The sequence below is a fragment of the Chryseobacterium formosense genome (genome assembly GCF_900116415.1).
Taxonomy (GTDB): Bacteria; Bacteroidota; Bacteroidia; order Flavobacteriales; family Weeksellaceae; genus Chryseobacterium; species Chryseobacterium formosense.
The window spans coordinates 214,714-238,592 of the sequence record NZ_FPAP01000003.1; the positions used below are offsets into that span (position 1 = coordinate 214,714).

Annotated in this window: 21 protein-coding genes; 7 read left to right on the forward strand and 14 right to left on the reverse strand. The window is 33.6% G+C overall.

The annotated features are described in order from the left end of the window. Positions 1-77: 77 nt before the first annotated feature. The 4 genes from hemN to BM371_RS12580 form a co-directional block, all read right to left on the reverse strand. On the reverse strand, positions 78-1,436 hold the full coding sequence (gene hemN / locus BM371_RS12565) for an oxygen-independent coproporphyrinogen III oxidase (RefSeq protein WP_034673484.1): 1,359 nt from the start codon (positions 1,434-1,436) through the stop codon (positions 78-80). A 46-nt stretch (positions 1,437-1,482) separates the two neighbouring features. After that, on the reverse strand, positions 1,483-2,394 hold the full coding sequence (locus BM371_RS12570; protein WP_034673483.1) for a sialate O-acetylesterase: 912 nt from the start codon (positions 2,392-2,394) through the stop codon (positions 1,483-1,485). 78 nt (positions 2,395-2,472) lie between these two features. Beyond that, positions 2,473-3,507, reverse strand: coding sequence for a WD40/YVTN/BNR-like repeat-containing protein (locus BM371_RS12575; RefSeq protein ID WP_228376699.1), 1,035 nt, complete (start codon positions 3,505-3,507; stop codon positions 2,473-2,475). 62 nt (positions 3,508-3,569) lie between these two features. Next, entirely contained in the window at positions 3,570-5,201 is a 1,632-nt protein-coding gene (locus BM371_RS12580; protein WP_051882554.1) for an APC family permease, read from the reverse strand. Positions 5,202-5,367: 166 nt separating this feature from the next. Here BM371_RS12580 and pnuC point away from each other — a divergent pair, with 166 nt between their 5' ends. The 5 genes from pnuC (at position 5,368) to BM371_RS12605 (ending at position 11,201) form a co-directional block, all read left to right on the forward strand. Beyond that, complete coding sequence (gene pnuC / locus BM371_RS12585; protein WP_034673479.1) at positions 5,368-6,045, forward strand: nicotinamide riboside transporter PnuC; 678 nt, start codon at positions 5,368-5,370, stop codon at positions 6,043-6,045. Next, a complete protein-coding gene (locus tag BM371_RS12590) occupies positions 6,042-6,608 on the forward strand; it encodes a hypothetical protein (protein ID WP_051882553.1) in 567 nt (188 codons plus the stop codon). Before pnuC ends, BM371_RS12590 begins: the two co-directional genes overlap by 4 nt. A 99-nt stretch (positions 6,609-6,707) precedes the next feature. Then, positions 6,708-7,475: a diaminopimelate epimerase gene (gene dapF, locus BM371_RS12595; protein ID WP_034676968.1), complete on the forward strand. Its 768-nt coding sequence runs from the start codon at positions 6,708-6,710 to the stop codon at positions 7,473-7,475. Between the two features lie 31 nt (positions 7,476-7,506). Next, a complete protein-coding gene (gene mltG, locus BM371_RS12600; protein ID WP_034673477.1) occupies positions 7,507-8,532 on the forward strand; it encodes an endolytic transglycosylase MltG in 1,026 nt (341 codons plus the stop codon). Between the two features lie 167 nt (positions 8,533-8,699). After that, positions 8,700-11,201: a TonB-dependent receptor domain-containing protein gene (locus BM371_RS12605; protein WP_034673475.1), complete on the forward strand. Its 2,502-nt coding sequence runs from the start codon at positions 8,700-8,702 to the stop codon at positions 11,199-11,201. Between the two features lie 59 nt (positions 11,202-11,260). Here the strand turns inward: BM371_RS12605 and BM371_RS12610 are convergent, their stop codons facing one another. The 4 genes from BM371_RS12610 to BM371_RS12625 all read right to left on the reverse strand — a co-directional run bounded on the left by BM371_RS12610 (position 11,261) and on the right by BM371_RS12625 (position 14,537). Continuing rightward, entirely contained in the window at positions 11,261-11,701 is a 441-nt protein-coding gene (locus tag BM371_RS12610; protein WP_034673473.1) for an adenylyltransferase/cytidyltransferase family protein, read from the reverse strand. 18 nt (positions 11,702-11,719) lie between these two features. After that, positions 11,720-12,742, reverse strand: coding sequence for a UDP-glucose 4-epimerase GalE (gene galE / locus BM371_RS12615; protein ID WP_034673471.1), 1,023 nt, complete (start codon positions 12,740-12,742; stop codon positions 11,720-11,722). A 57-nt stretch (positions 12,743-12,799) separates the two neighbouring features. Next, the gene (locus tag BM371_RS12620; RefSeq protein WP_228376698.1) at positions 12,800-13,294 is read right to left on the reverse strand and encodes a hypothetical protein; all 495 of its coding nucleotides are present in this window, start codon (positions 13,292-13,294) and stop codon (positions 12,800-12,802) included. A gap of 118 nt (positions 13,295-13,412) precedes the next feature. Next, a complete protein-coding gene (locus tag BM371_RS12625; RefSeq protein WP_034673467.1) occupies positions 13,413-14,537 on the reverse strand; it encodes a DegT/DnrJ/EryC1/StrS family aminotransferase in 1,125 nt (374 codons plus the stop codon). Between the two features lie 157 nt (positions 14,538-14,694). On the opposite strand from BM371_RS12625, the gene BM371_RS12630 reads away from it, so the two are divergent. Next, the gene (locus tag BM371_RS12630; RefSeq protein ID WP_034673465.1) at positions 14,695-16,296 is read left to right on the forward strand and encodes a S8/S53 family peptidase; all 1,602 of its coding nucleotides are present in this window, start codon (positions 14,695-14,697) and stop codon (positions 16,294-16,296) included. Between the two features lie 5 nt (positions 16,297-16,301). Here BM371_RS12630 and BM371_RS12635 read toward each other — a convergent pair whose 3' ends face one another. The 4 genes from BM371_RS12635 to BM371_RS12650 all read right to left on the reverse strand — a co-directional run bounded on the left by BM371_RS12635 (position 16,302) and on the right by BM371_RS12650 (position 20,481). After that, a complete protein-coding gene (locus tag BM371_RS12635; protein WP_051882551.1) occupies positions 16,302-17,948 on the reverse strand; it encodes an alpha/beta fold hydrolase in 1,647 nt (548 codons plus the stop codon). A gap of 123 nt (positions 17,949-18,071) precedes the next feature. Continuing rightward, a complete protein-coding gene (locus BM371_RS12640) occupies positions 18,072-19,202 on the reverse strand; it encodes a hypothetical protein (RefSeq protein ID WP_034673463.1) in 1,131 nt (376 codons plus the stop codon). Positions 19,203-19,244: 42 nt separating this feature from the next. Next, a complete protein-coding gene (locus tag BM371_RS12645) occupies positions 19,245-19,763 on the reverse strand; it encodes a DUF1761 domain-containing protein (protein WP_316931455.1) in 519 nt (172 codons plus the stop codon). Between the two features lie 82 nt (positions 19,764-19,845). Then, a complete protein-coding gene (locus BM371_RS12650; protein ID WP_051882549.1) occupies positions 19,846-20,481 on the reverse strand; it encodes a hypothetical protein in 636 nt (211 codons plus the stop codon). Positions 20,482-20,549: 68 nt separating this feature from the next. Here BM371_RS12650 and BM371_RS12655 point away from each other — a divergent pair, with 68 nt between their 5' ends. Beyond that, positions 20,550-22,460, forward strand: coding sequence for an ABC-F family ATP-binding cassette domain-containing protein (locus tag BM371_RS12655; RefSeq protein WP_034673461.1), 1,911 nt, complete (start codon positions 20,550-20,552; stop codon positions 22,458-22,460). 73 nt (positions 22,461-22,533) lie between these two features. Here BM371_RS12655 and BM371_RS20575 read toward each other — a convergent pair whose 3' ends face one another. After that, positions 22,534-22,692, reverse strand: a complete 159-nt coding sequence (locus tag BM371_RS20575) for a hypothetical protein (RefSeq protein ID WP_165571762.1) — start codon at positions 22,690-22,692, stop codon at positions 22,534-22,536. Positions 22,693-22,701: 9 nt separating this feature from the next. Next, positions 22,702-23,760, reverse strand: a complete 1,059-nt coding sequence (locus BM371_RS12660) for a Gfo/Idh/MocA family oxidoreductase (protein WP_034673459.1) — start codon at positions 23,758-23,760, stop codon at positions 22,702-22,704. Positions 23,761-23,879: the final 119 nt, after the last annotated feature.

Here is a 23,879-nt window from a genome sequence, read left to right on the forward strand (position 1 = left end):
TCTTAAATCTTCATAAATCTTAATGCTAAAAAAAATATTATAAAAAAAGCGATTCAGGTTTTGAATCGCTTTTTGTTTTATATCGTCATTGAGAAAATTCTCGTTTCCGGCTTATTTCTCATCATTCTTAAATCAAAAACCATGGAAACATTTCTTGTAAACGCTCTTCCCTTTTCTGTAATTTTGATTTGATTATCATGAATTTCCACCAATTCGTCGCGCTCCATTTCCGAAAGCATATCGAAAGCATTTTCAAGTTCAGGAATGGCATTTTTATCTTCAAAAGTGGTTTCCAATTGACACATCAGATTTAAAATATGTCTTCTGATCAGAAGATCTTCTTCATTCAGAATATGACCTTTCACAACAGGAATTTCACCTCCTTCAACAATTTTCTGATATTCTTCAACCGTTTTTACATTCTGGGCAAAAGCATACCAAGAATCTGAGATAGAACTCATCCCTAAACCTATCATGAGCTGAGTTTTGCTTGAAGAATATCCCATGAAATTACGATGAATATTTCCTGAAATCATAGATTTGTATAACTCATCATCCTCAAGAGAAAAATGATCCATACCGACTTCTTTATATCCTAATTCTTCTAATAATTTTTTACCGTCTTCATACAATCTTCGCTTTTCTTCACCGCTTGGCAGATCACTTTCATCAAAACCTCTTTGTCCTACTCCTTTTATCCACGGAACATGAGCATAAGAATAATAAGCAAGACGATCCGGCTTCAGCTCCAAAGTTTTATGAATGGTAAGAGCCATACTTTCCCAATTGGAATGTGGTAAACCATAAACCAAATCATGGGAAATACTTGTATAACCAATTTCTCTGGCCCACTCTGTTACATTTTTTACGTTTTCGAAAGGCTGAATTCTATTGATGGCTTTCTGTACTTTCAAATCATAATCCTGCACACCAAAACTGGCTCTTCTGAAACCAAGGTCAAACAAAGTCTGTAAATGCTCTCTGGTTGTATTATTCGGATGTCCTTCAAAAGAAAACTCAGGATGTTCGGCAATTTCAACCGTATCAAAAATTCCCTGAAGTAAAGTTTTTAGATTTTCTGGAGAAAAAAAAGTTGGAGTTCCTCCGCCTAAGTGCAGTTCCTTTAATTTAGGCTTTTCATTAAATAATTTAAGATAAAGCATCCATTCTTTCAGAACACTTTCCAGATACGGGATTTCTACGCTGTGTTGTTTCGTAATACGTTTATGACATGCACAAAATGTACACAATGCTTCACAAAACGGAAGATGTATATAGATTGAAATTCCTTCCTGCGCGTTGCTTTCATTGAAAGATCTGATCACACTTGATTTCCATTTTTCCGGAGAAAAAGTAGATTCGTCCCAATAAGGAACGGTAGGATACGAAGTATAACGCGGGCCGGGAATATTATATTTATCGATTAACGAGTTCATAGTGCAAAATTAACCATAAGTTCTGAATTAAAGATTATGAAATATATTAGTCTTTCTTTTCGAAATTTATAATGAGTCTAAATACTTCATCTGCAAACTGCTTTCCTAAATCGATATAACCTGCACTGTCATAATGCCAAGGATCATTTCCGTAGTTATATTTTTTTGTGGAACGAACGATTGCAGCATTCTTATCATTTCGAACAAATTTTTCCTGAGCATACTGTACCAACTCTCCCATCGGCCAGACTTTCCCTTTCTCATTTTTTCCTGAATCTGAAATTTTTCCGATGACAACAGGTAAATCATCCATTAAAACCGAAGCTCGCATCTGATTCATCAATGTTTTTAAATGACTGTAATAATTATTTGCAATTTCTTCATCATAATTTGCATCACCTTCACCCTGCATCCAAAGAATTCCCGACATGACCAACTCATCGGTTTTTCCGTTTCTATCAATATCTTTTTCGCTTAAAGCATTTTTAACTGTTTTCAAGAAATTATCGTATTGATTGATTCCGTTTTCACCATTAAAATCTGCATCCCAGCAACCAAAATTCGCAGCGGCCAAACTGTCGATAGACGTTCCTTCTCTTGCATATTTTATCAAAGCTATTTTATCATTTGGAAATAATTCTTTCATTCTTTTGGCAAAAGTCATTTCCAAACCAAATCGGTCTGAAAGTGTATTTGCTTTTCCGTCCGTTTTAAACCCTGTTCCGTTTCCGGGTTTTAAAATATCCCATCTTCCAACTCCGCCATTTTTATCTCCATCGGGAACAGAATTTCCCTGAAAGATATAAACGTCTTTAAAAGTTTTAGCGTCATTCGGAAGATCTTTATTATAACCAAAACCGTTCATATTCGACTGTCCTGCCAAAATGAAAACTCTTATTTTTTGGGTATAAAATACAGTCGGAATTAATAGAAGGAATACTATTTTTAAATTTTTCATGAAGAAATTTTAATCAAAGATAGTTTTAGGAAAGTTGAATTCGATTGTATTTTTAACGTAATATTCTATCGCTGAAATCTAAAATTTTAATTTCATCACAGAAATTTTATCTTTTCCTGCAAGAACCACTGTATTTTTATCAACCCATTTACAAACGTAAAAGCCTTTTTCATCTGCAATTTTCTTCCATGTTTTTCCAAAATCTGAGGAATAACTGATGTGTTTATCGCCAATTGCAATGATTTCCTTTCCCTTCGATCCCGGTTTTATTTTCACACAGGTCATATATCCTGCATTTTTTCCGGAAGCCTGAATCTGCCAAGTTTCACCGCTATCGTTTGTTGTCGCAATATTGTTGATGTTTGCTTCCTGTTTTGTGTAATCTCCGCCGACTGCAATACCGAATTTATCGTCTGAAAAATCGATTGAATACATTCCTTGAGAAGATTCTCCTTGAATAAAAGGTGTTTTATATATATATGATTTTAAAGTAGTATAATCTATTTTAATAATTCTTGAATTCTTGCCTCCTGTTGCAATCCAAATATTAGTTCCGTAATGGGCAATATTAGTGTTACTTGCTGCAAAAGCCGCCTCACCTTCATTCAATTTTATGCTATTAAAACCTTCTCTTTTGGTGAGTGTATTGAAATCCAAAACAGAATTCAATTTTGGCATTATAAAAGATAATTTTAAATTCAAATCTTTTGCCGGATCACTGAATGTAACAGCATGTTCGTCATTTACAAAAATGAATGCATCGTAAAATGCCGTTTTCAAAGTATCTGTATAAATATTTACGACCGAAAGATCTTTTTTATCTATTCTAAAAAAATGAGCCGGACTTTCAATGTTAATAGCATAAAAAGCATCTTTATTCTGCGCCAACGTTCTAAATTGTAATTTTTTTTCAGACAGTTTTATCTGTTTTTGATTTTTAGGATTTTTTAAATCTACAAAACCGAATTTAGAATCTGTTCCGCTATACCATACTTTACCATCAAACAATTCGATGGCACGAATGCTTATCTTATCATTTAAAATGGTTTCAAAACTTTCGATTTGCTGAGAAAATACAATCAGATTTAAAACCGAAAATAAAAGTGTGAACATTTTTTTCATGTCAACAAAAATATAAAATCCACAGAATTCTGTGGATTTTATACGATTATATTTTATAAATCTAAATCAGGTTTTTCTAAAGGTTCCTGTTCTGCTTTGAACGTTTCGCCGAAACCTGTTTTATGAAGTTTAGAGTTTCTCAAGCTGTAAGTAAAGTAAATTATTACTCCTAATGCAAGCCATCCTAAAGAAAGATATTTTGCTTCATGACTTAAATTCCAAATCAGATATAGATTAATTCCGATTCCTAATGTTGCAATAACAGGTAGTGCAGGAACTTTGAAATTTCTCGGTAATTCAGGTTGTTTTTTTCTAAGAATCCAAACTGCAATACAAACCATTGTAAATGCGAATAGAGTTCCAAAACTTGTCATATCAGCTAATTTTGAAATAGGTGTAAATGCAGCAATCGTTGCAATTACAATTCCTAAAATCATTAAACTTTTCGCCGGTGTTTTCTTAGTAGGATGTAAATCTGAGAACATTTTGGGAATTAAACCATCTTTAGACATTCCCAGGAAAATTCTCGATTGCCCCATAATCATGACCATTAAAACGGAAACCAAACCTACCGTTGCAGCAATGGTAATAATGTAACCAGCCCAACCCTGTCCTGCAATTTCAAAAGCGTAAGCAACAGGAGCTTTAATTGCATCAGGAAATTTACCTTGAGGATTAAAATCTGAATAATGCATCATTCCTGTTAAAACTAAAGACACCAAGATATATAAACCCGTACAAACCAAAAGTGAAACAATAATTGCAAACGGAACATCTTTTTTAGGATTGATTGCTTCTCCAGCCTGAGTAGAAACTGCATCAAAACCTACATACGCAAAGAATATGGCCGCAGCTCCTGAAATAATCCCCTGAATACCATACGCTTCTTTTATCTTGTCGCCTTCCATTACTTTTGTAACTTCAGGAATGAAAGGATTCCAGTTATCAGTATTAATGAAGAAAACTCCTGCAATAATAACGAATAAAACAGCGGAAACTTTCATAATTACAATCATGTTGTTTGCTTTTGCCGCCTCTTTTGTTCCCTTAATCAGAATTGAAATTACAAAAAGAACAATTAAAAATGCAGGTAAATTAAGCATTATTTTAAATCCGAATAAATCAGGAGCTGCATTATAATTAGCAATAATTTCTTGTAACTGTCCAAGTTTTTCGGCACTTAAACCTCCTTTTTCAATTGCTTTAGTTGCTTCTGTAAATGCACCACTTGCTGTTCCCGGATCAGTTGTTAACCAATTTGGCAAATGAAGTCCAAACATTTTCAGCAATTTATTAAAATATCCAGACCAAGAAACAGCAACCGTCATAGATCCCATTGCATATTCGAGAATTAATCCCCATCCGATAATCCATGCAAAGATTTCTCCTACAGTTCCGTATGCATAAGCATAAGCAGAACCTTCCACAGGTAATATTGATGCAAACTCAGAGTAGCATAATGCTGCAAAAACACAGGCAATTCCGGCAATTACAAATGATAACGCCAAAGCAGGTCCCGCATGATAATACGCTCCTGTTCCTGTTAATACAAAAATTCCTCCTCCGATAATCGCTCCAATTCCGATGGCTGTAAGACTCCATTTACCGAGTACTCTTTTAAGCTGACTACTTTTTACATCGTCCTCAAAAGCACTCATCGGCTTTTTGGTCCAAATTTTAGACATATTTTTTTATTTAATTAAAGATTTACGAAAATATAAAAATTTTAGAGACCTTAACATTTATTGACACATTTTAATCTATTTATTTTAATTTTAAATTATAAAAAACTGATTTACACTTATTTTAATGCATTTTTAAGTAAAGCAATTTTTAGTTATTTTTGAACTCATGAATCTATATGATCTCTTCATAAAACCATATGAAGTTTACACAAATGTCCAAATTTTTTTAGAAGCCTTAGCGGCGGCTTTTGGTATGCTGAGTGTTTTTCTTACCATCAAAAAAAATATCTGGCTATATCCTACCGGAATTATTTCTACTCTGATCTATGTTTATATTCTCTTCAATTTCGGATTATTGGGAGATTGTATGATTAATGTTTATTATACGATCATGAGTGTTTATGGATGGATTTTATGGAATAAAAATTCTGAAGATCATATCCACGTTGATGTTACCTACGCAACCCGTGAAGAATGGGTTTATTCATTTTTATTATTTATTTTAAGTATTATTTTGGTTACCATTGTGTATTATTACAAACCTTATATCGACAATCAGTTTTCGATGGACGGTGCGAATCTTGGTTTAGATCATCTGGATTGGGCAAATTGGCTGGATGTTTTAACGACCTCTACATTTTTAGTCGGAATGTGGCTGATGGCGAAAAGACGCATTGAGAACTGGATTTTCTGGATAATCGGCGACCTCATTTGTATTCCGATGTTTATTTATAAGGGGCTCGGCATCACTTCGGTTCAATATTTGGTATTTACAATAATGGCTATCATGGGATATGTCAGTTGGAAAAAAAGTTTTAAAGAAAAAAATACAACAAAGTCATGAAAAATTTAATAAAAATAGGATTTGGAATTTTCATAGGTTTAAGCTTAGCATCTTGTGCTGCGTACGGCGGCAACTATTCGGCTTATGGAGATCCTTATTATGATAACGGATATTATTATGCTCCACAAGCATACTACGGAAATGGAGGATATTGGGGTAATGACGGATATTATTACAGAGACGATATGAGATATTACTATGATAACGGCATACCTTACTATTATGGTAACAACCGAACAAAAGTTTATGTAGAAAGACGTAGTGGAGCTACGGGAAACAGCGGTTTTAGAAACAATACATCTTCTACTCCAACAAACAGTAACAACAATAACAGCGGTTTTAGAAATAATAACAGACAGAACAATAATCAGAAGCCACCGAGAAACAACAGCAGCAATACTGGTTTCAGAAATAATCAACAAAATAACACACAGCAAGCTCCAAGAAGTAATAGCAATAGCGGTTTCAGAAATAATAATACAACCAGAACAAGGACTGAGGCACCTCAAAATAACAGCCAACCACGTCAGAATGACCAAAATCGTTCCGGTGGTTTCAGATAATAAATAAATATTCTAAATAATAAAACGAGCAGGGCGACCTGTTCGTTTTTTGTATAAAATACAGTAATTTTGCAGGTTGATTTAAGAAAAACAGAAAGTATGGAATTTTATAAATATCAGGGAACAGGAAACGACTTTGTAATGGTAGATAACCGAGATCTTCAGTTCCCGAAAGATAAAAAAATCATTGAGAAATTGTGTGACCGTCGTTTCGGGATCGGAGCAGATGGATTAATCCTGTTGGAAAACGACGACAATTACGATTTCAAAATGGTTTATTACAATTCAGATGGCGGTGAAAGTACGATGTGTGGGAACGGTGGAAGATGCTTGGTTGCCTTCGCATTCTTTCTGGATATTTTTGAGAACAAATGCACATTTATTGCTATTGACGGTGAACATGAAGCTGAAATTCACAACGGAATTGTAAAGCTAAAAATGATTGATGTTGATACAATTTCAAATGACGGAAACGATTCAGTTCTGAATACAGGCTCTCCACATTATGTAAAATATGTAGAAGACATCGCCAATTACAGAGTTTTTGCCGAAGGAAACAGTATCCGAAACTCTGAAAATTATAAGGAAAAGGGCATCAACGTGAACTTTGTTGAAAATATTTCTGATGATGAAATTTTCGTAAGAACCTATGAACGAGGCGTTGAGGACGAAACTTTCAGCTGTGGAACAGGAGTTACAGCTTCTGCTTTAACTTTTCTGCAAAAAAGCAATCTAACCTCTGTAAAAGTTAAAACGTTGGGCGGAAACCTGAAAGTTTATGCAGAGAAAAATGGAGAATCTTTCCATCAAATCTGGCTTGAAGGTCCGGCTAAACAAGTTTTCAGAGGTAAGGTAGATCTTATTTAAAAAAACAAAAACTTTTAATCTATTGTAAGTAATGAAAAAAGCTATTCTCATTATCGTACTCCTTATTCTTGCTGTGGCAGGATTTTTTGGTTTTAAATTCTACAATAAATATTACGGAAGCAACATCTCGAAAGACGGATATGTTTTAATTCCGCATGGTGCGAAATTCGATCAGATTTTAGATTCTATAGCGCCTTTTGTAAAAAACAAAGAATCTTTCACAGAAGTTGCAAAGGATAAAAACATGGATGAATTTTTCAAACCAGGTCGTTATCATTTTGCGAAAGGAGCAAGTAACACCAGCTTGGTCAATATGATTAAAGCAGGAAACCAGTCTGAAAACTCGTTCAGAATCGGAGATTTTGGAGATATGTATCAGATGGTCGGAAGAGTGAGTAAAAAAACAGAGCTGGATTCTTTAAAATTTGTGAATGATCTTGATAAAATTGCTTCTGAAAAAGGGTACAAAAACGCAGAAGATCTAAAAAAATATTTCTTCATCGATACTTACAATTTTTTCTGGACGGTAACTCCTAAAGAATTTTTCAAAAAATTTGAAGATCAATATAATGAATTCTGGACTTCTGAAAGAAAGGCTAAAGAACAACAATCTGGTTTAACAAGAGAACAAATTTATGCATTGGCATCAATCGTTTATAAAGAATCAGGCGGAAAACCTGACGAGATGAAAACCATTGCCGGATTGTATTTGAACCGTTTCAAAAAAGGAATGAAGCTACAGTCTGACCCAACGGTAATTTACGCCATAAACAAACAGACCAACTTCAAAGAACCTATTAAAAGAGTTTTATATAAACATCTTACTACTCCATCTCCTTACAATACGTATGCAAATGCAGGAATTCCTCCGGGACCGATTTGTGTGGTAGATAAAAACTCCGTAGATGCAGTATTGAATCCTGAACAGAATGGCTATATTTTTATGTGTGCAGACCCGGCAAGATTCGGATACCACAAATTTACAGCAAGTGCAGAGCAGCATGCCATCAATGCAAAAGCGTATCAGGATTGGCTGAATTCAAAAAATATCAAATAATAAAAATATTTAACTTTAATTTAACAAATTAATAATTAACAAATCGGTCTACAAAACGACTGATCTATTAAAAATAAAATAAACGAATCGTAAAACTGTGAATTTCTTCATTAATGAATTTTTAAAATTTATTGCTATTTATTGCAGTTTTACTTAAAGAATACCTTATGAATCAGACGGAAATAATCAGTATTTTCACAAAGAAAACCTTAGGACTTACCTTCGTATTATCTGCTGCTGCGCTTGCATTTGCACAAGATAAAGTCGGAATTTCGGGAACAGTGGTTGATAAAAGCAATCAGCCTGTACCTTATGCCTCTGTAACATTCAGCAACAAGCAAAGCAAACTTTTGAGTGATGCAACGCTTACCGATGAAAAAGGTAATTATAAGCTGGATCTAACTCCGGGTAATTATGATATTGTAATTGAAGCAATCGATTACAAGAAAAGCGTTATCAACAAACAGATTACTGCTGCAGGAAGTATCGGCGCTTTGTCTATTGAACCGGAAGAAGCAAGTACCAATATGAAAACCCAGGATATTCAGGGAGTTGTAATTACTGCGACAGCAAAACCTTATAAAGTAGAGCTTGATAAAAGAACGTACGATCCTTCTCAGGATATTGTAAGTAAAGGAGGAAGCCTTCAGGATGTTCTTTCTAATGTTCCTTCGGTTTCGGTAGATACAGACGGAACTGTTTCGATGAGAGGTAGCTCGAATGTAAGATTTTTGATCAACGGAAAACCTTCTGCTCTTTTAGGAATTGATGATGGAGCTAATGCTTTGCAAAGTATTCCTGCTGATCAGATTGAGAGAATTGAAGTTATTACCAACCCTTCTTCTAAATTTGAAGCAAGCGGAACTGCAGGTATTTTAAATATTATTCTTAAAAAATCTAAGAAAACAGGTTTCAACGGAAGTGTGATCGGAACTTTAGGGTATTTACCTCAAACTAATTTAAATACAAATTTAAGCTGGAGAAAGGGCAATCTTACCTGGTTTTTGAATGGTGGCGGCGGTTATCGTGAATCTAAAAACACGAACAGAAACAATGCAACATTCTTCAACGTAGAAAATGGCGGAAGAACACAGACCGATCAGGAATCTATCACTAAAAACAAGAATAATAACTATAATGTTTCTTCAGGATTGGTGTATGATATTTCAGATAAAACATCAGTAAATGCATCAGGAACAGTGAGAACATTTGAAAGTGATAACGTTGGAAACATCACTTATGATTATCGTTTCTTAAATGCTCCAAGTCTATTTACTGAAAGAATGAATACAGGTTCTAATAACAATCTTGCTTTCCAAGGAGATTTTGGTTTGGATCATAAGTTTGATGATAAGGGACAAAACATTTCATTATCTGTAAGTCTGCAAAGTAACAGATCATATAATGATACCAACGTGAATCAGGTTACCAATAATATTTTTGAACTGCAAAACTCTATCAACCAAAACACAAGAAATAAAACCTTGGTAGGTAAAGCTGATTATGAACTTCCTATAGGTGAAAACTCAAAGATTGAAGCTGGTTACAGAATCGATATCAATAACAATAATTATGATAATGATGTGTTGGAACGTTATTCATCTGATGTAGATTTCCACTATTTAAACAACTTTACATACAATGCAAACTACCGTGAAATGTTCAATGCAGGATATGTACAGTTTAAGAGTAAAATCGGAAAATTGGGTTATCAGGTTGGTCTAAGAAATGAATATTCTAATGTTGACATTCAATATTCAAACTTAAATCCAGATCCTGAAGATCGTAATATTGACAACAAAAAAAGCTATAACAATCTATTTCCAACTGTTTTCTTGAGTTATGAAATTGCAAAAGACAATCAGTTTTTAGTAAACTATTCAAGAAGAATAGACAGACCGAGATCATTTTTCCTGATTCCGAATCCAAGTTACAGCGATAATCAGAATATTTTTGAAGGGAATATTGATTTAAATCCTTCTTACGTAGATTCGTATGAATTTGGGTATAGCATTTCTAAAGGAAAATTCACCATCAATCCGACGATCTATTTCAGACATACAACAGATGATGTGAAAATGCTGGTGTACTCTGATCAGGGGGTTTTTAAAACGAAACCAATTAATTTAGGAACAGATGATCGTTATGGTTTGGATCTAAACTTTAACTGGGATGCTACAAAATGGCTTAAATTCTTAGGAAACGTTGATTTATTTGGATATAAAACAAACGGAACTTACAATGGGCTTTCAGAACCTTTCTCTTTTGAAGGAAGTGGTTTTGCAACAAGAGCGCGTCTAACTTCAACTTTTAAAGTTGATAAAACATTTAGCTTCCAAATTCAAGGGTTTTACAGAGGAGGTCAGAAAACACAAAGTATAGACAGAAAAGATATGTATGCTTTGAATTTTGGTGCTTCAAAAACAATCTGGAAAGGAGATGGTACGTTGAGTTTCAATATTCAGGATATTTTCAATACAAGAGCGATGGAATCAACCGCATACGGATCAAATTTCGTAAGAGATTCTTATATGCAATGGCAGCCTAGACAATTTGCTTTATCATTAACTTACAGATTCAAGCAAGGTGAGAAAATTGAGCAGCCTAAGCGTAAAAAAGATATCAATTCTAATGCTACGGGAGACGATCAACAAGGCGGACCGATGTAATCAACTAAAATAAATCAGTCATAAAAAATCCCGAAATTTGAATTTCGGGATTTTTGTTTTTATTTCGCTAAAGCTTTAGCAGCTTCCGCTTCATAAATTCTTTTTCTAAGATCGCTTGATGAAAACCGGTGATCTCTTTTATTATAAAAAATCTCAATTCCTTTTTCTTCGCAATATTTTTTACCTGTAAAGTCTCTATCCAGATAATCGTCACCGATAATTCTGACATCGATCACAAATGATTTCAAAATATCTTCAAGATCTTCTTCCGTATAGTAAGGAATAATCTCATCTACTGCATTTACGGCTTTCAACTGAATATATCTTTCTACTATAGTCTGAGTTGGTTTGTTCTTGTTCGGACGGTCGTGTGACGGATCAATCTGTAATCCAACAATTAGGTAATCACAAACTGTTTTTGCTTCTTCCAACATCTTTATGTGTCCTGCATGCAGAAGGTCAAATGACGAAAATGTAATTCCTATTCTCTCGTTTTTCATGTGTTTTATTTAAAAAATTTAATTATTTCTTGATTCTAAATATTTCTGCCATTCCCAGACAGTTTTCAATGCTTCTTCTAAAGAAGTTTCAGATTTCCAATTCAAATTCTGTTCCGCTTTATCGACATTGGCGTAAGCAATGGTAATATCACCTTCCCTTCTTTCACAAATCTGATAAGGTACTGCCACGTTATTTGCTATTTCGAAAGCCTTTACAACCTCTAAAACAGACGAGCCTTTTCCTGTTCCTAAATTGTAAACATCAATTACAGCTTCATCATTATTTTTACTGATTAAACTTTTAAGAGCTGCAACATGAGCTTTTGCCAAATCTACAACATAAATATAATCTCTTATAGCTGTTCCGTCTTCTGTAGGATAATCATTTCCCCAAACACTCAGTTTCTCGCGAATTCCTGCAGCAGTCTGCATTACGTAAGGAACCAAATTATTCGGAATACCTATCGGTAATTCTCCCAATAACGCAGAAGGATGTGCTCCAATCGGATTAAAATATCTCAAAAGACTTACTTTTCTTTTATATCCTTTAGCAAAATCCTTCAATATCTCCTCTCCCATTTGCTTTGTCTTTCCGTAAACACTCTCCGGCATTTTCAGCGGAGTATTTTCGTCAATCGGCATTTGATCTGCCTGTCCGTAAACGGTACACGAAGAGCTAAAGATAAAGTTAGAAATATTTCTCGATTTAAATTCCTGTAAAATATTAATTAAGGAAAATAAATTGTTTTCATAATAATCAACAGGCTTTTCCTGACTTTCACCCACTGCCTTAAATGCTGCAAAATTAATACAACCATCAATTTGGTGTGCCTCAAAAACCTGTGTAAGAAGCTCTTTTCTTTTTAAATCAAAAGGATAGAAAATAGGTCTTTTACCTGTAATTTCTTCGATATTATGTAAGATGAATTTCTCCGAATGCGATAAATCATCCACGATCACCACATCAAATCCACTATTAATGAGTTCTACAACGGTGTGAGAACCTATATATCCAAGTCCGCCTGTGACTAGTATTGCCATTTTTTATTTATTTATGTTTTAGTTCACTTTGTCAAAGTTGAAAATCTTTGACAAAGTTTATATTATAATTTCTTTTTGGTGGCATTCAATAAAATTTGTACGATCATCAAATAATTCTAAAATTTTATCACGCTGCACATTAGTTTCAGAACTTCCTATAATTGCTAAATAAGAAGAAAATTTATATTCCTGAAAATTAGCCGGATTTTGATGAATATAAATGATTAAATTTCTAAGATACTCTTCAGAATCAATAATGATTCTTTTAAAAGGAGATTCAAAAACAGGTCCTGATCTTTGATAAACTTTATTAAATGATTGAGTATAACTGCTTATGAATTTACTTATTGCTTTACTGTAAAAACAATCCTCAGAATGCAATCCATCATTTTTATAATTTTCATGACTTCTATCAATTTCAGATTTAGTTTTAAGAATAAAGTGAAAATGATTAGGCATCAGACAGTAAGCATATATTTCAAAATAAGGAATAATGTAAATCTTAGCTTTCCTAAGAAAAAAATTAAAGTTTTCATTATTTAAAAAAGCCAATTTAGAATTAACTCCACGATTGAAAATATGATAAAATCGATCGGGTTCTAAATGGCTTTCTCTTATTCTCGTATTGTATTTTTAAACTTTGTCAAAGATTTTCAACTTTGACAAAGTGTTACCCCATAAATTCCAACACAGCATCCGTAATATACTTCAACTGCTCTTCATCCAATTCCGTATGCATCGGAAGAGAAATTACCTGGTCTAAAAGTTTATCCGTATTTACAAAATCGGCATCATTGCTTTCCTGATAATATGCTTTTTGTTTTCTTAAAGCAACAGGATAATAGATCATTGCCGGAATTTCTTTTTCAGTAAGGAATTTCTGTAGTTCATTACGTTTTCCGTTCAGAATTCTCAAAGTGTACTGATGAAATACGTGTGTAGAATAATCTGCTCTTTTCGGAGTTAAAATATTTTCGTTTAGTGCAAAAGCTTCATCATAATAATCAGCTGCTTTTCTTCTGGCATCGTTATAAGAATCAAGATTCGGAAGTTTTTTTCTTAAAATCGCTGCCTGAATACTGTCTAATCTTGAGTTCACGCCCACTTCGTCATGATAATATCTTTCATACATTCCGTGGTTTACAATTCCTCTTAAACGATGAGCCAATTCATCATTATTGGTAAAAATTGCTCCTCCATCTCCATAACAACCTAAATTTTTAGATGGAAAGAAAGAAGTTGTTCCAACCGTAGACATCGTTCCGGCATGTCTTACTTCACCACTTGAAAAAGTATATTGAGAACCGATTGCCTGTGCATTATCTTCAACTACAAATAAATTATGTTCTTCAGCAATTTTCAGGATTTCCTCCATGTTTGCACATTGTCCGAAAATATGTACAGGAATAATTGCTTTTGTTTTTGGAGTAATTGCTTTTTTAATCGCTTCAGTCGAAATAGTAAATGTATCATAATCTACGTCTACCAATACAGATTTTAATTTTAATAAATGAATAACTTCTACTGTAGCTGCAAAGGTGAAATCAGCCGTGATAATTTCATCACCTTCCTGAAGATCCAAAGCCATCAAAGCAATTTGCAAAGCATCAGTTCCGTTTGCGCAAGGAATGACGTGTTTTACATCAAGATATGTTTCCATTTCGTTCTGGAAAGATTTTACTTCAGGTCCATTGATAAAAGCAGCAGAATCCATCACATTTAACACTGCATTGTCTACATCATTTTTTATTTTGTAATACTGACTTTGCAAGTCTACCATCTGTATCTTTTTCATACGTAAATTTTATTTTTTAAGTTTCAGCCAATCGCTTTTTATTTTAATTTTATTTTATCAAGCGATTTCTTAAACGAATATTTTCGTAAAAATAAGGAATTTAAAGTGCTATCAAAAATTTTATTGATTTTGTTTTATCTTTATACAAAATTATTCGATGAAAAAACTTTTACTCTTTTGTTTTTTAGCAGGTTACTCTACAGCTTTTGCACAGACAGAGCTTGTTTTCGTATATTTTACAGGAAAACCCAACAAAGCAGCTTTTTATGCCAATCCACTTTCTGAACTTACCCAAAAGTCGTTAAACAGGCGTACTGCATTAGGAATTGCATTAAATGACCAGGATGCTCCTATTGAGCAGTCTTATATTCAAAGTTTACAGAACTTAGGATTCACCATTACCGATTATTCAAAATGGCTGAACGGTGTTGCTGTAAATGCAAATCAAACACAGGTAAATCTTATTAAAGCGCAACCTTTTGTACAGTCTGTCGAAAGTTTTGCGAAAAACTCTTCTTTAGTTTTAAAAACCACTCAAACCAACAAGTGGGCAGATTTCGAACTGGCTCAAAAAAACATGACCGTTTTTAACTATGGATCAGGTTCAGAACAAATTGACCAAATTAATTTAAGACCGCTTCATCTTGCAGGCTATACCGGAACCGGAGTTTCGATTGCTGTTATTGACACCGGATTTCCTACGGTAAATACAGGAGCTGCCTTTTCCAGATTATGGACTAATAATAAGATAAAAGGTGGCTATGATTTCGTTTCAAAGAGTAATGATATTTACAATACATCATTGAATCATCATGGAACTGTAGTTTTAGGAGCAATCGGCGGTTATATTAATGATACTTTTGTAGGCTCTGCTCCTGATGCTGATTTTTATCTTTACAGAAGCGAAACAACAACCGCTGAAATTCCCGAAGAAGAGCTATATTGGATTGAAGCTGCCGAAGAGGCCGACAGAAAAGGTGTTGATATTATCACCACTTCATTAGGTTATAATAATTTTGATGATCCTAAATACAGCTATACTTATGCAGATATGAACGGCTCGAAATCTTTTATAGCAAGAGCAAGTGAAATTGCCGTAAATAAAGGGATTTTTGTTTTAATTGCTGCAGGAAATTCCGGAGAAGTTCCATGGCATTACATTACAACTCCGGCGGATAATGTGAAAGTTTTTACTATCGGTTCTGTTGATGCTGCAGGAAGTTCATCAGCATTTTCTTCTTACGGTCCGAATTCTTTGGGTGCAATAAAGCCCGATGCAAGTACGAGAGGAAGCTTTTCAACAACGGTTGATGATAATGCTACAGTTTCTGTTTCGGGAACATCGATTGCAACACCGATTGCGGCAGGTGGAGTTGCCTGTTTAATTCAGGCTTTTCCGGCGATGAGCAGAGATGTAATGAGAACAAATCTGAGACAAACGGCTTCGTTATTTCCTTCTCACACAAACCAAATGGGTTACGGAATTCTGAATTTTGGGAATTTCTATAATTCAACTTTAAATACTTCTGAGCTTGTCAAAAAGAAAAACATAGCAATCTTCCCAAATCCCGTAAAAAACATTTTGAATATTGCTACTGAGGCGCAAGTTAATTCTGTTGAAGTGTACGACAATCTGGGAAGACTGATTCTAAAATCCGCGCTAAAATCAATCAAAGTAGAAGATTTTGCCAATGGAACTTATTACCTTAAAATTCAAACGAAGGACAAAGCTTACTATGAAAAATTCTTGAAAGAATAATCTGCTTACTTTTTCATAAATTCTAAAATATCCTGATTGAGTTGCCCGGCATTTTCAAAAGGAATCATGTGTGTGGCTTCTTTGTAAATTTTCAATTCAGAATTGGGCATTTGCTTGGCCATAAATTTGGTATGTTCCTCAGTAATTACATCCTTTTCTCCGGCAATCACCAAAACTTTATTTTGAATTTTATTTAATTGCTTTTCAGTGATTTCCGGTTCTTTCAGCATTAATTTAAGTAATCTGCCTTCATTGAAACTCTCAGGTTTGTTTTCCAACTGCGAAACTTTATATTTTATTGTAAAATTATCAATCAAATCTTTATCAACCCCTTCTGGAAAAGCATTTGCGCCAATTGTAATGAGTTTATTTAAACTTTCCGGATATTTTATGGCAAATTCCAGTCCTGTGTTTCCGCCATCACTCCAACCTACAATATTGATTTTTTGTAACCCTAAATGATTTGCCAAAGCTTTCACATCATCTGCAAAAATCTTGTAATTGAAATCCTTTTTAGTTTCATCAACACTTTTTCCCTGTGCTCTTGTATCCATCACAATCACCCGGTATTGTTTTGAAAGCACCGGAATCTGCTGATAAAAATCTTTGATGCTTCCTGAATTTCCATGTAGTAAGAAAACCGGCTCACCTTCGCCATAAACTTCATAATAAAGATTGGCATCTTTCAATTTTAAAAATTTCCCTGCCATTTCATTTTTTCCATAAATCTCTTTGTTTGATTCCTCAATATATTTACTTACATCCCCGAAATCATAGGCAAGGGCTTTATCATCAACTTCTTCCTGATTATTATCGTCTTTAGCATTTTTATCTACTTTTACATCGATATTAATAGCAGGAGCAGCAATTTTCATCTTTTGCCAATCTCCATAAAACTTTCTCAAATATCCCGTTCTGAAAAGTGCGGCACTAATATTTAAACGTCCTTCAAACTCTTTTAAAAACTGAATACCGACAAAAAAGTTACCCTGAACCCAAATATTTTTATCATTCACATCCAAAGAAAATGTCTGGTCAATAATTTTATCTTTCGTTAATTCAATTGTAATTTCTTCATCCAGAATACTTTCGTTCGGGAAACCATTTTTTTCGTTATAAATCGTGTAACGCATTACCACAGGCCGGTCTGCCGTGATGCTTGCAATATTAAGATTGATGGCTTTAATCTTCGACTTTTTACTTGCTTTAAATGCTAAAGCCGTTTCACCCAAAAAATCTTCTTTTTTAAAGGCAGGATTTACCGAATACATCACGCTTTTTGTTTTCGTATTCACGCCCCAGTTTTTATCAACTAATTTTTTAGGTTTAAGCTTAACTTCCTGAATATTTTTAATCTTTTCTTTCAGATAAATCTTTTGAGAACTTTGTTTGATGAAATCAGAAATATTTTCAGTAAAAGGCTCATAACCCGCGACTTCAACTTTAATTTTTCCTGAAGCAGTCGCCTTAGAAAGGTCAATACTGAATTTTCCATTTTCATCAGTGATTACACCGATATTCTCCTTGTCAACACCGATTTTAGCATACGCAACCGGCTGATTTTCATCTTTAGAAAGAATAGTCCCAGAAATGGTTTGAGAATAGTAAAAACCTGCGATAAAAACACACAAAAGAAGATTAAGTTTTTTCATGATTATAATTTTAGCAAAATTCAAGAATCTCTATATAAAACGCTCTTAAAATCCTATTAAATTTAAATTCGATATCGTTAAATATTATCTAAAAAATCACAATAACGTGAACCGAATCTTAATTTATTTAAAAGGTTTTCTCTGCAACCACTCTACTTTAGGATTTAGTGAAGAAAAAATCTTTTCTATAAAAGTATTAATTGCCTTATTGTTGTGTTTGATTAATCCGAAAATCTCAACAGGCTCTGCTCCAATGGTCGATTTTATTTCTAAAGCGGTTCTTCCGAAAATAATTCGCTTAAACTGGTTGGTAATTCCGAACTCGGTCATATCAAAAAGCATATTCAGGTAAATCTGTTTTTCTTTCTGAATTTCTTTGTTGTAGCCTAAAAAGTAAGTATCAATATCCTGATTATTAATAATTAAAGTATAAAAACCGATAAGTTTATCATCAGAAAAATATCCAAAAACTTTAAAATTTTCCTGAAGATTCTGTTTTATATTTTCAAAATGATGGTTTGTAAGAAAAAAAGTATTGAATGGCGCATTTTCAGCGACATTTTGATACAACACATTCATTTCTTTCTGATGCATTTTTACTGCTTCAAAATCCAATTCAATTTTCTGAATTCCTTCCAGTTTTTTCTTGGCCGATTTCAGTCTTGCCCTGTATTTTTTAGAAAAATCATCAGCATAATTTTCGAAAGCTTTCCATTCCGGTTTTATATTTAAAATCATATTAGGCTGAACCGAAAACCTAAAGAATCGTTTGAACTTTCTTTCATCAAAATTCTTTAAAAATGGTTTCTGATAATCTTTAAAAATAATCAAAGAAGATCTCCTGTATTTGCTTTGTAAAGTTGTAGATGCATCATTTAACAAAGACATTGCTTTATCTGTATGGATTTTTGAGGTATCAAAATAAAATCCGTTTTGGCCCGTCAACATATTATTTCCCAGAATCATCACGTCTTTAGTGAATTTCTTTGCTAAAAAATTTCTGACACTGCACAAAACTTCATCCTTCTGAAACGTTTTATGTTCAATGAAGTTCAGATATTGAAATAAAGCTCCTCCGATCAGAGTTTCATTAGCAAAAAAACCGACAAAAAAACATTTCATATTCTCAGGTTTTGACTCTTCTAAAACATGAAAATATTCTTCTGACAACATAATGTTCTGTTGCCCGATAATTTCATTCCAATCTGTCGGAAGTTCTTTTACAGAACCAAAAATTTGAAAAGTATAAGACATAAAAAAGGCCACAAATGTAGCCTTATAATTTATAATGTAAAATTATTTCTGAGTTACCCAGTTGAATCCGTCCATTGCATACCAACCGCAGATAATACCGCCCATTAAAGTTATGGTGATTGTCCAGTAACCAGTATTGATAAAAACATATTTCCAGGATTTTCTTTCGAACATCGCATTGATTGCAATTAAAGGAAACACAAAAAAGATTCCTGTCATAAAAGAATGTAAAGCACCATGACCAAAAGAACGGTAAGCATTTCCGTAATCATGCATAAAAGCTGTATAAGAAGGCTTTGCTAAGGTTTCATCACCTCCGATCATTCCTAAAGCTCCAAACTGATGAATCGTCACAAATTGAAGAAACATCCCGATCAAAACAGATAAAATAATCGACAAAACAAAGACAACACCCATGTTTGCAGATTTCATTTTTTCTTGAGTCAAACCGGATTCTTTCATCCAAACATTCCCGAAAAGTTTAGGATTATACCAGATAAATCCCATGACCAAAGGAATCAAAGCGGCAAAAAGTATTGCCAGAAAATTAATTTGCACCATAGTATTTGTAATTAGTTTAGTTTCTCAAATCTACATTAAAAATTAATGTTGGCAAATTGATAAATCATTATGTAAATTTTAGCTAAAAAATATTCCGCAACGCAGACATCAGCATTTCTACATTTTTTACAATATCTTCAGGAAATATGATGTAGTAATGGATAATTTGAGGAATAGACGATAAGAGACTTAAAACAACGGCAAACACAGGAATCGCTAAGTATAATAAAATTGGGAATTTTAGCTTCACAGAAAACTTTTTTACCATTGCATTCCAAATTATTTTTACTCTTTCTCTGTCATTCCACAAAATCAAAAAACATAGAAAAAAGTAGAAAATAAATCTATAAGTAAATGCAGTTCCCATAGCACTATCCATAAAGCTAATGTCCATCAGTACAATATTTGCAGCAACAGGAATAAAGAAAACTACACCCAAAATAGCGGTCGCTTCAAACAGCAAAAGTATCCCTGTAATAATTTGAAGTATTCCTACAACTGTTTTAAATGGTTCATGGTCAAATAAAAACCACATTATCTTAAACAAAGATGAGTCTTTTAAAGGAATCAGTAAATCATCAGCTGAAACTCCAAACTGATTACCGTCAAGTTTACTATAACCATAGCCTATAAAAGTATAAGCCAATAAAAATCTTGAGACTAAAATAAAATAATCCCAATATCTTTTTTTAGAAATCGCACGTAATTTTGCTATCATATTTTTAAGGTTTAAATTTTGTACTTTTGCGGCTCACTTGAAATTTCAATCAAAAGCTTCACTCTAAAATGAATTACGTTTCTGTCGAAAACCTTACCAAATCATATGGCATCAAAACTTTATTTAAAAATGTCTCATTTCATGTAAATGAAGGTGACAAAATTGCCATCGTTGCCAAAAACGGCAGCGGAAAATCTACCCTTCTGAAAATTTTGATGGGGAAAGAAATCGCAGACAGCGGAACAGTTATTATTAATAAAGATATCCAGGTGGTTTTGTTTGATCAGGAAATTGATTTCGAATCTGATCTTACGATTGACGAATTTATGATGACTTTGGATTCTGCACCGATTTTAGCATTAAAAAAGTACCATCACGCTTTACTTTCCGGAAATCCGGATGAAATGGAAACAGCACTGGCTGAAATGGAAATTCACAAAGCCTGGGATTTGGAAAACGAAATGAGCCAGATTCTTTCCCAGCTGAAAATTACAGATTTGACTGCCAAAATGGGAATGCTTTCCGGTGGACAAATAAAACGTGTTGCCTTGGCAAAATTGCTAACGGAAACAAGAGCCGAACATCGTCATACGCTTTTGATTATGGATGAGCCGACCAACCACTTGGATGTGGAAATGGTAGAATGGCTTGAAAATTATTTAAATAAAGCAAAAATTACGCTTCTTCTCGTAACGCACGACCGTTATTTTTTGGATGCGGTTTGCGGAATTATTTGGGAAATGGAAGATCAGAATCTATATTTTCATAACGGATCGTATGCAACTTATCTTGAAAATAAGATGATTCGTGAAGATAATTTGAATTCAACCATTGACAAAGCGCAAAACCTCTACAGAAAGGAATTAGAATGGATGCGAAGACAGCCCAAAGCGAGAACGACGAAGTCAAAATCCAGACAGGACGATTTTTATGAAACGGAAAAAATAGCAAAAACAGATACCCGAAAGGAATCTTTAGAGCTTGATTTCGAAATGAAAAGGCTTGGAAATAAAATTTTGGAACTGAAAGATATTTCAAAAAGCTACGGCGATAAATTATTGCTAAAAGATTTTAGTTATTCGTTTCAACGTGGCGAAAAAGTAGGAATTGTAGGAAAAAACGGAGCCGGAAAATCTACTTTATTAAATATTATTCAAGGTTTTGAGCCAAAAGATTCCGGGGAAATTGAAACCGGGGAAACCATCAAATTCGGATATTTCTCCCAAAAAGGTTTACAATATAAAGAAGACGAAAGAGTAATCGATTTTATCAGAGAAATTTCGGAAAACTTTCCTTTAGCTAATGGAAGAACCATCTCTGCATCGCAGTTTTTAAGGTTATTTTTATTCGACGACCAAACTCAATATTCTCCAATATCAAAACTTTCCGGTGGGGAAAAAAGAAGATTGCATTTGATGTATATTTTATATCAAAATCCAAACTTTTTGATTTTTGATGAGCCAACGAATGATTTAGATCTTCCTACGCTAACAGTTTTGGAAAATTTTCTTTTAAATTTTCAGGGAAGTTTGATTATCGTTTCCCACGACCGTTATTTTATGGATAGGATTGTTGACCACATTCTGGCTTTCGAAGGCGAAGGAAAGATTAAAGACTTTATCGGAAACTTCTCTGAATATAGAGAGCATAAAAAGTTGGAAGATGGAAGTCTTAAGCAGGAAGATAAAAAAGTGAAAGCAGAGGAAAAAATAGTTGAAAAACCTGTAGAAATTGAGATTTCAAAACCACAGGCTCCAAAAAAGAAGCTTTCTTTTAAAGAGCAACGGGAATTGGAAACAATTGAGAAAGAAATACCTGATTTTGAAGAAAAAAGGGCAAAAATATTAGACCAATTGAATGATGAAGCGGATTATGAAAAAATCTCAAAGCTTTCTGCCGAACTTGAAAGTATCTCTGAAAAATTGGAAATGCACGAAATGAGATGGCTGGAAATTCAGGAAATCATGGGAGAAGCCTAAGTCATTAGGATTTAAGATAAATAAAAGAGCTATTCAGTAATTGGATAGCTCTTTTTTTTAATAAATTGAATACTTATTTCCTCCTGATTATCGTAAAAATGCTGTAGAAAAGAAACGCAGTTCCCACAATTAGAAATCCGTATCTCAAATATATATTATCTTCAACCAAAGTCATTGTGATTCCTATAAACAGCAAACCTATAATGATAAAACTTGAACTTCTCTTCTGCATTTTTAGGTTTTAATTTAAATCAATAATTTTTCCTTTATCTGAACTTTCAAGGGCAGCTTCGATGATTTTCATATTTTGAACCACCTCATTTCCAAGCGAAGGTAAAGCATATCCGAAAACAATATGTTCATAAATCTGCTGATAGTAATTCATGTAATTTCCGGGCTCACTTGAAGTTAAAATTCTTTCTGTCACTGAATTTTCATTAAAATAATTTAAGATTCCGTCGGCTTCTTTCAAAGGTTTCATCCAGTTTTCACCGTAGGTTGGAATTGCTCCTGCAACCAGTTCGTTTTCCTGATCATCAGTTCTTTCCTGTAAAAAGCTTCCGTTGCTGCCATGAATTTTGTAAGCATAATGATCTTCTTTGGTAAATACCGAAGATTTTAGTCTTACTCTTAATTTATCTTTATAGTAAAGAATAATTTCAAAATAATCATTGGCAAAATTTTCACCTTTCATAGAGAAAACGTCGGCAAAAAGCTTTTCAGGATAGCCAAAAAACTGTGTTGCCTGATCTACAAGATGCGAACCTAGATCATGCACAGAACCCGAACCGCTTAACTCAGGATTTTCTTTGTGCTCTTTTGCACTAGGTTCAGTTCTGAATCGGTCAAAACGGATTTCTACCTCTTTTATATTCCCTAGTTTTCCTTCAGCCAAAATTTTCTGTACCTGAAGATAATCACGATCGAATCTTCTGTTTTGATAAACACTTAGAAATAGATTTTTGCTTTCAGCTAAATTAACCAGTTCCTGAGCTTCAGAAACAGTTACCGTGAATGGTTTTTCAACAATAACATTTTTTCCTGCCTCCAAAGCCATTTTCACATATTCATGATGAGTTTGAACCGGAGTATTTACCACCACAACTTCTAGATCTGCATTTTTCAGCATTTCTTCTACCGAACGATAGATTGTTGCATCCGGATAATCAATTTTAGATTCTTCTTTTGAACGTTCTACGATTGCTGTGAGAAAAAATCCTGGATGTTGCTTTAAAAATGGTGCGTGAAATACTTTACCACTCATTCCAAAAGCACAAAGACCTACTTTTACCAATTGCATAAGATTTATTTTTAACAAAGATATTTAAATTAAAAACAAATAATTTGACGAATTTTTATACTGATGTGGTATGATAAAAATCAGAAATTTATTTTGAATTATTCTAAACAACAATCATA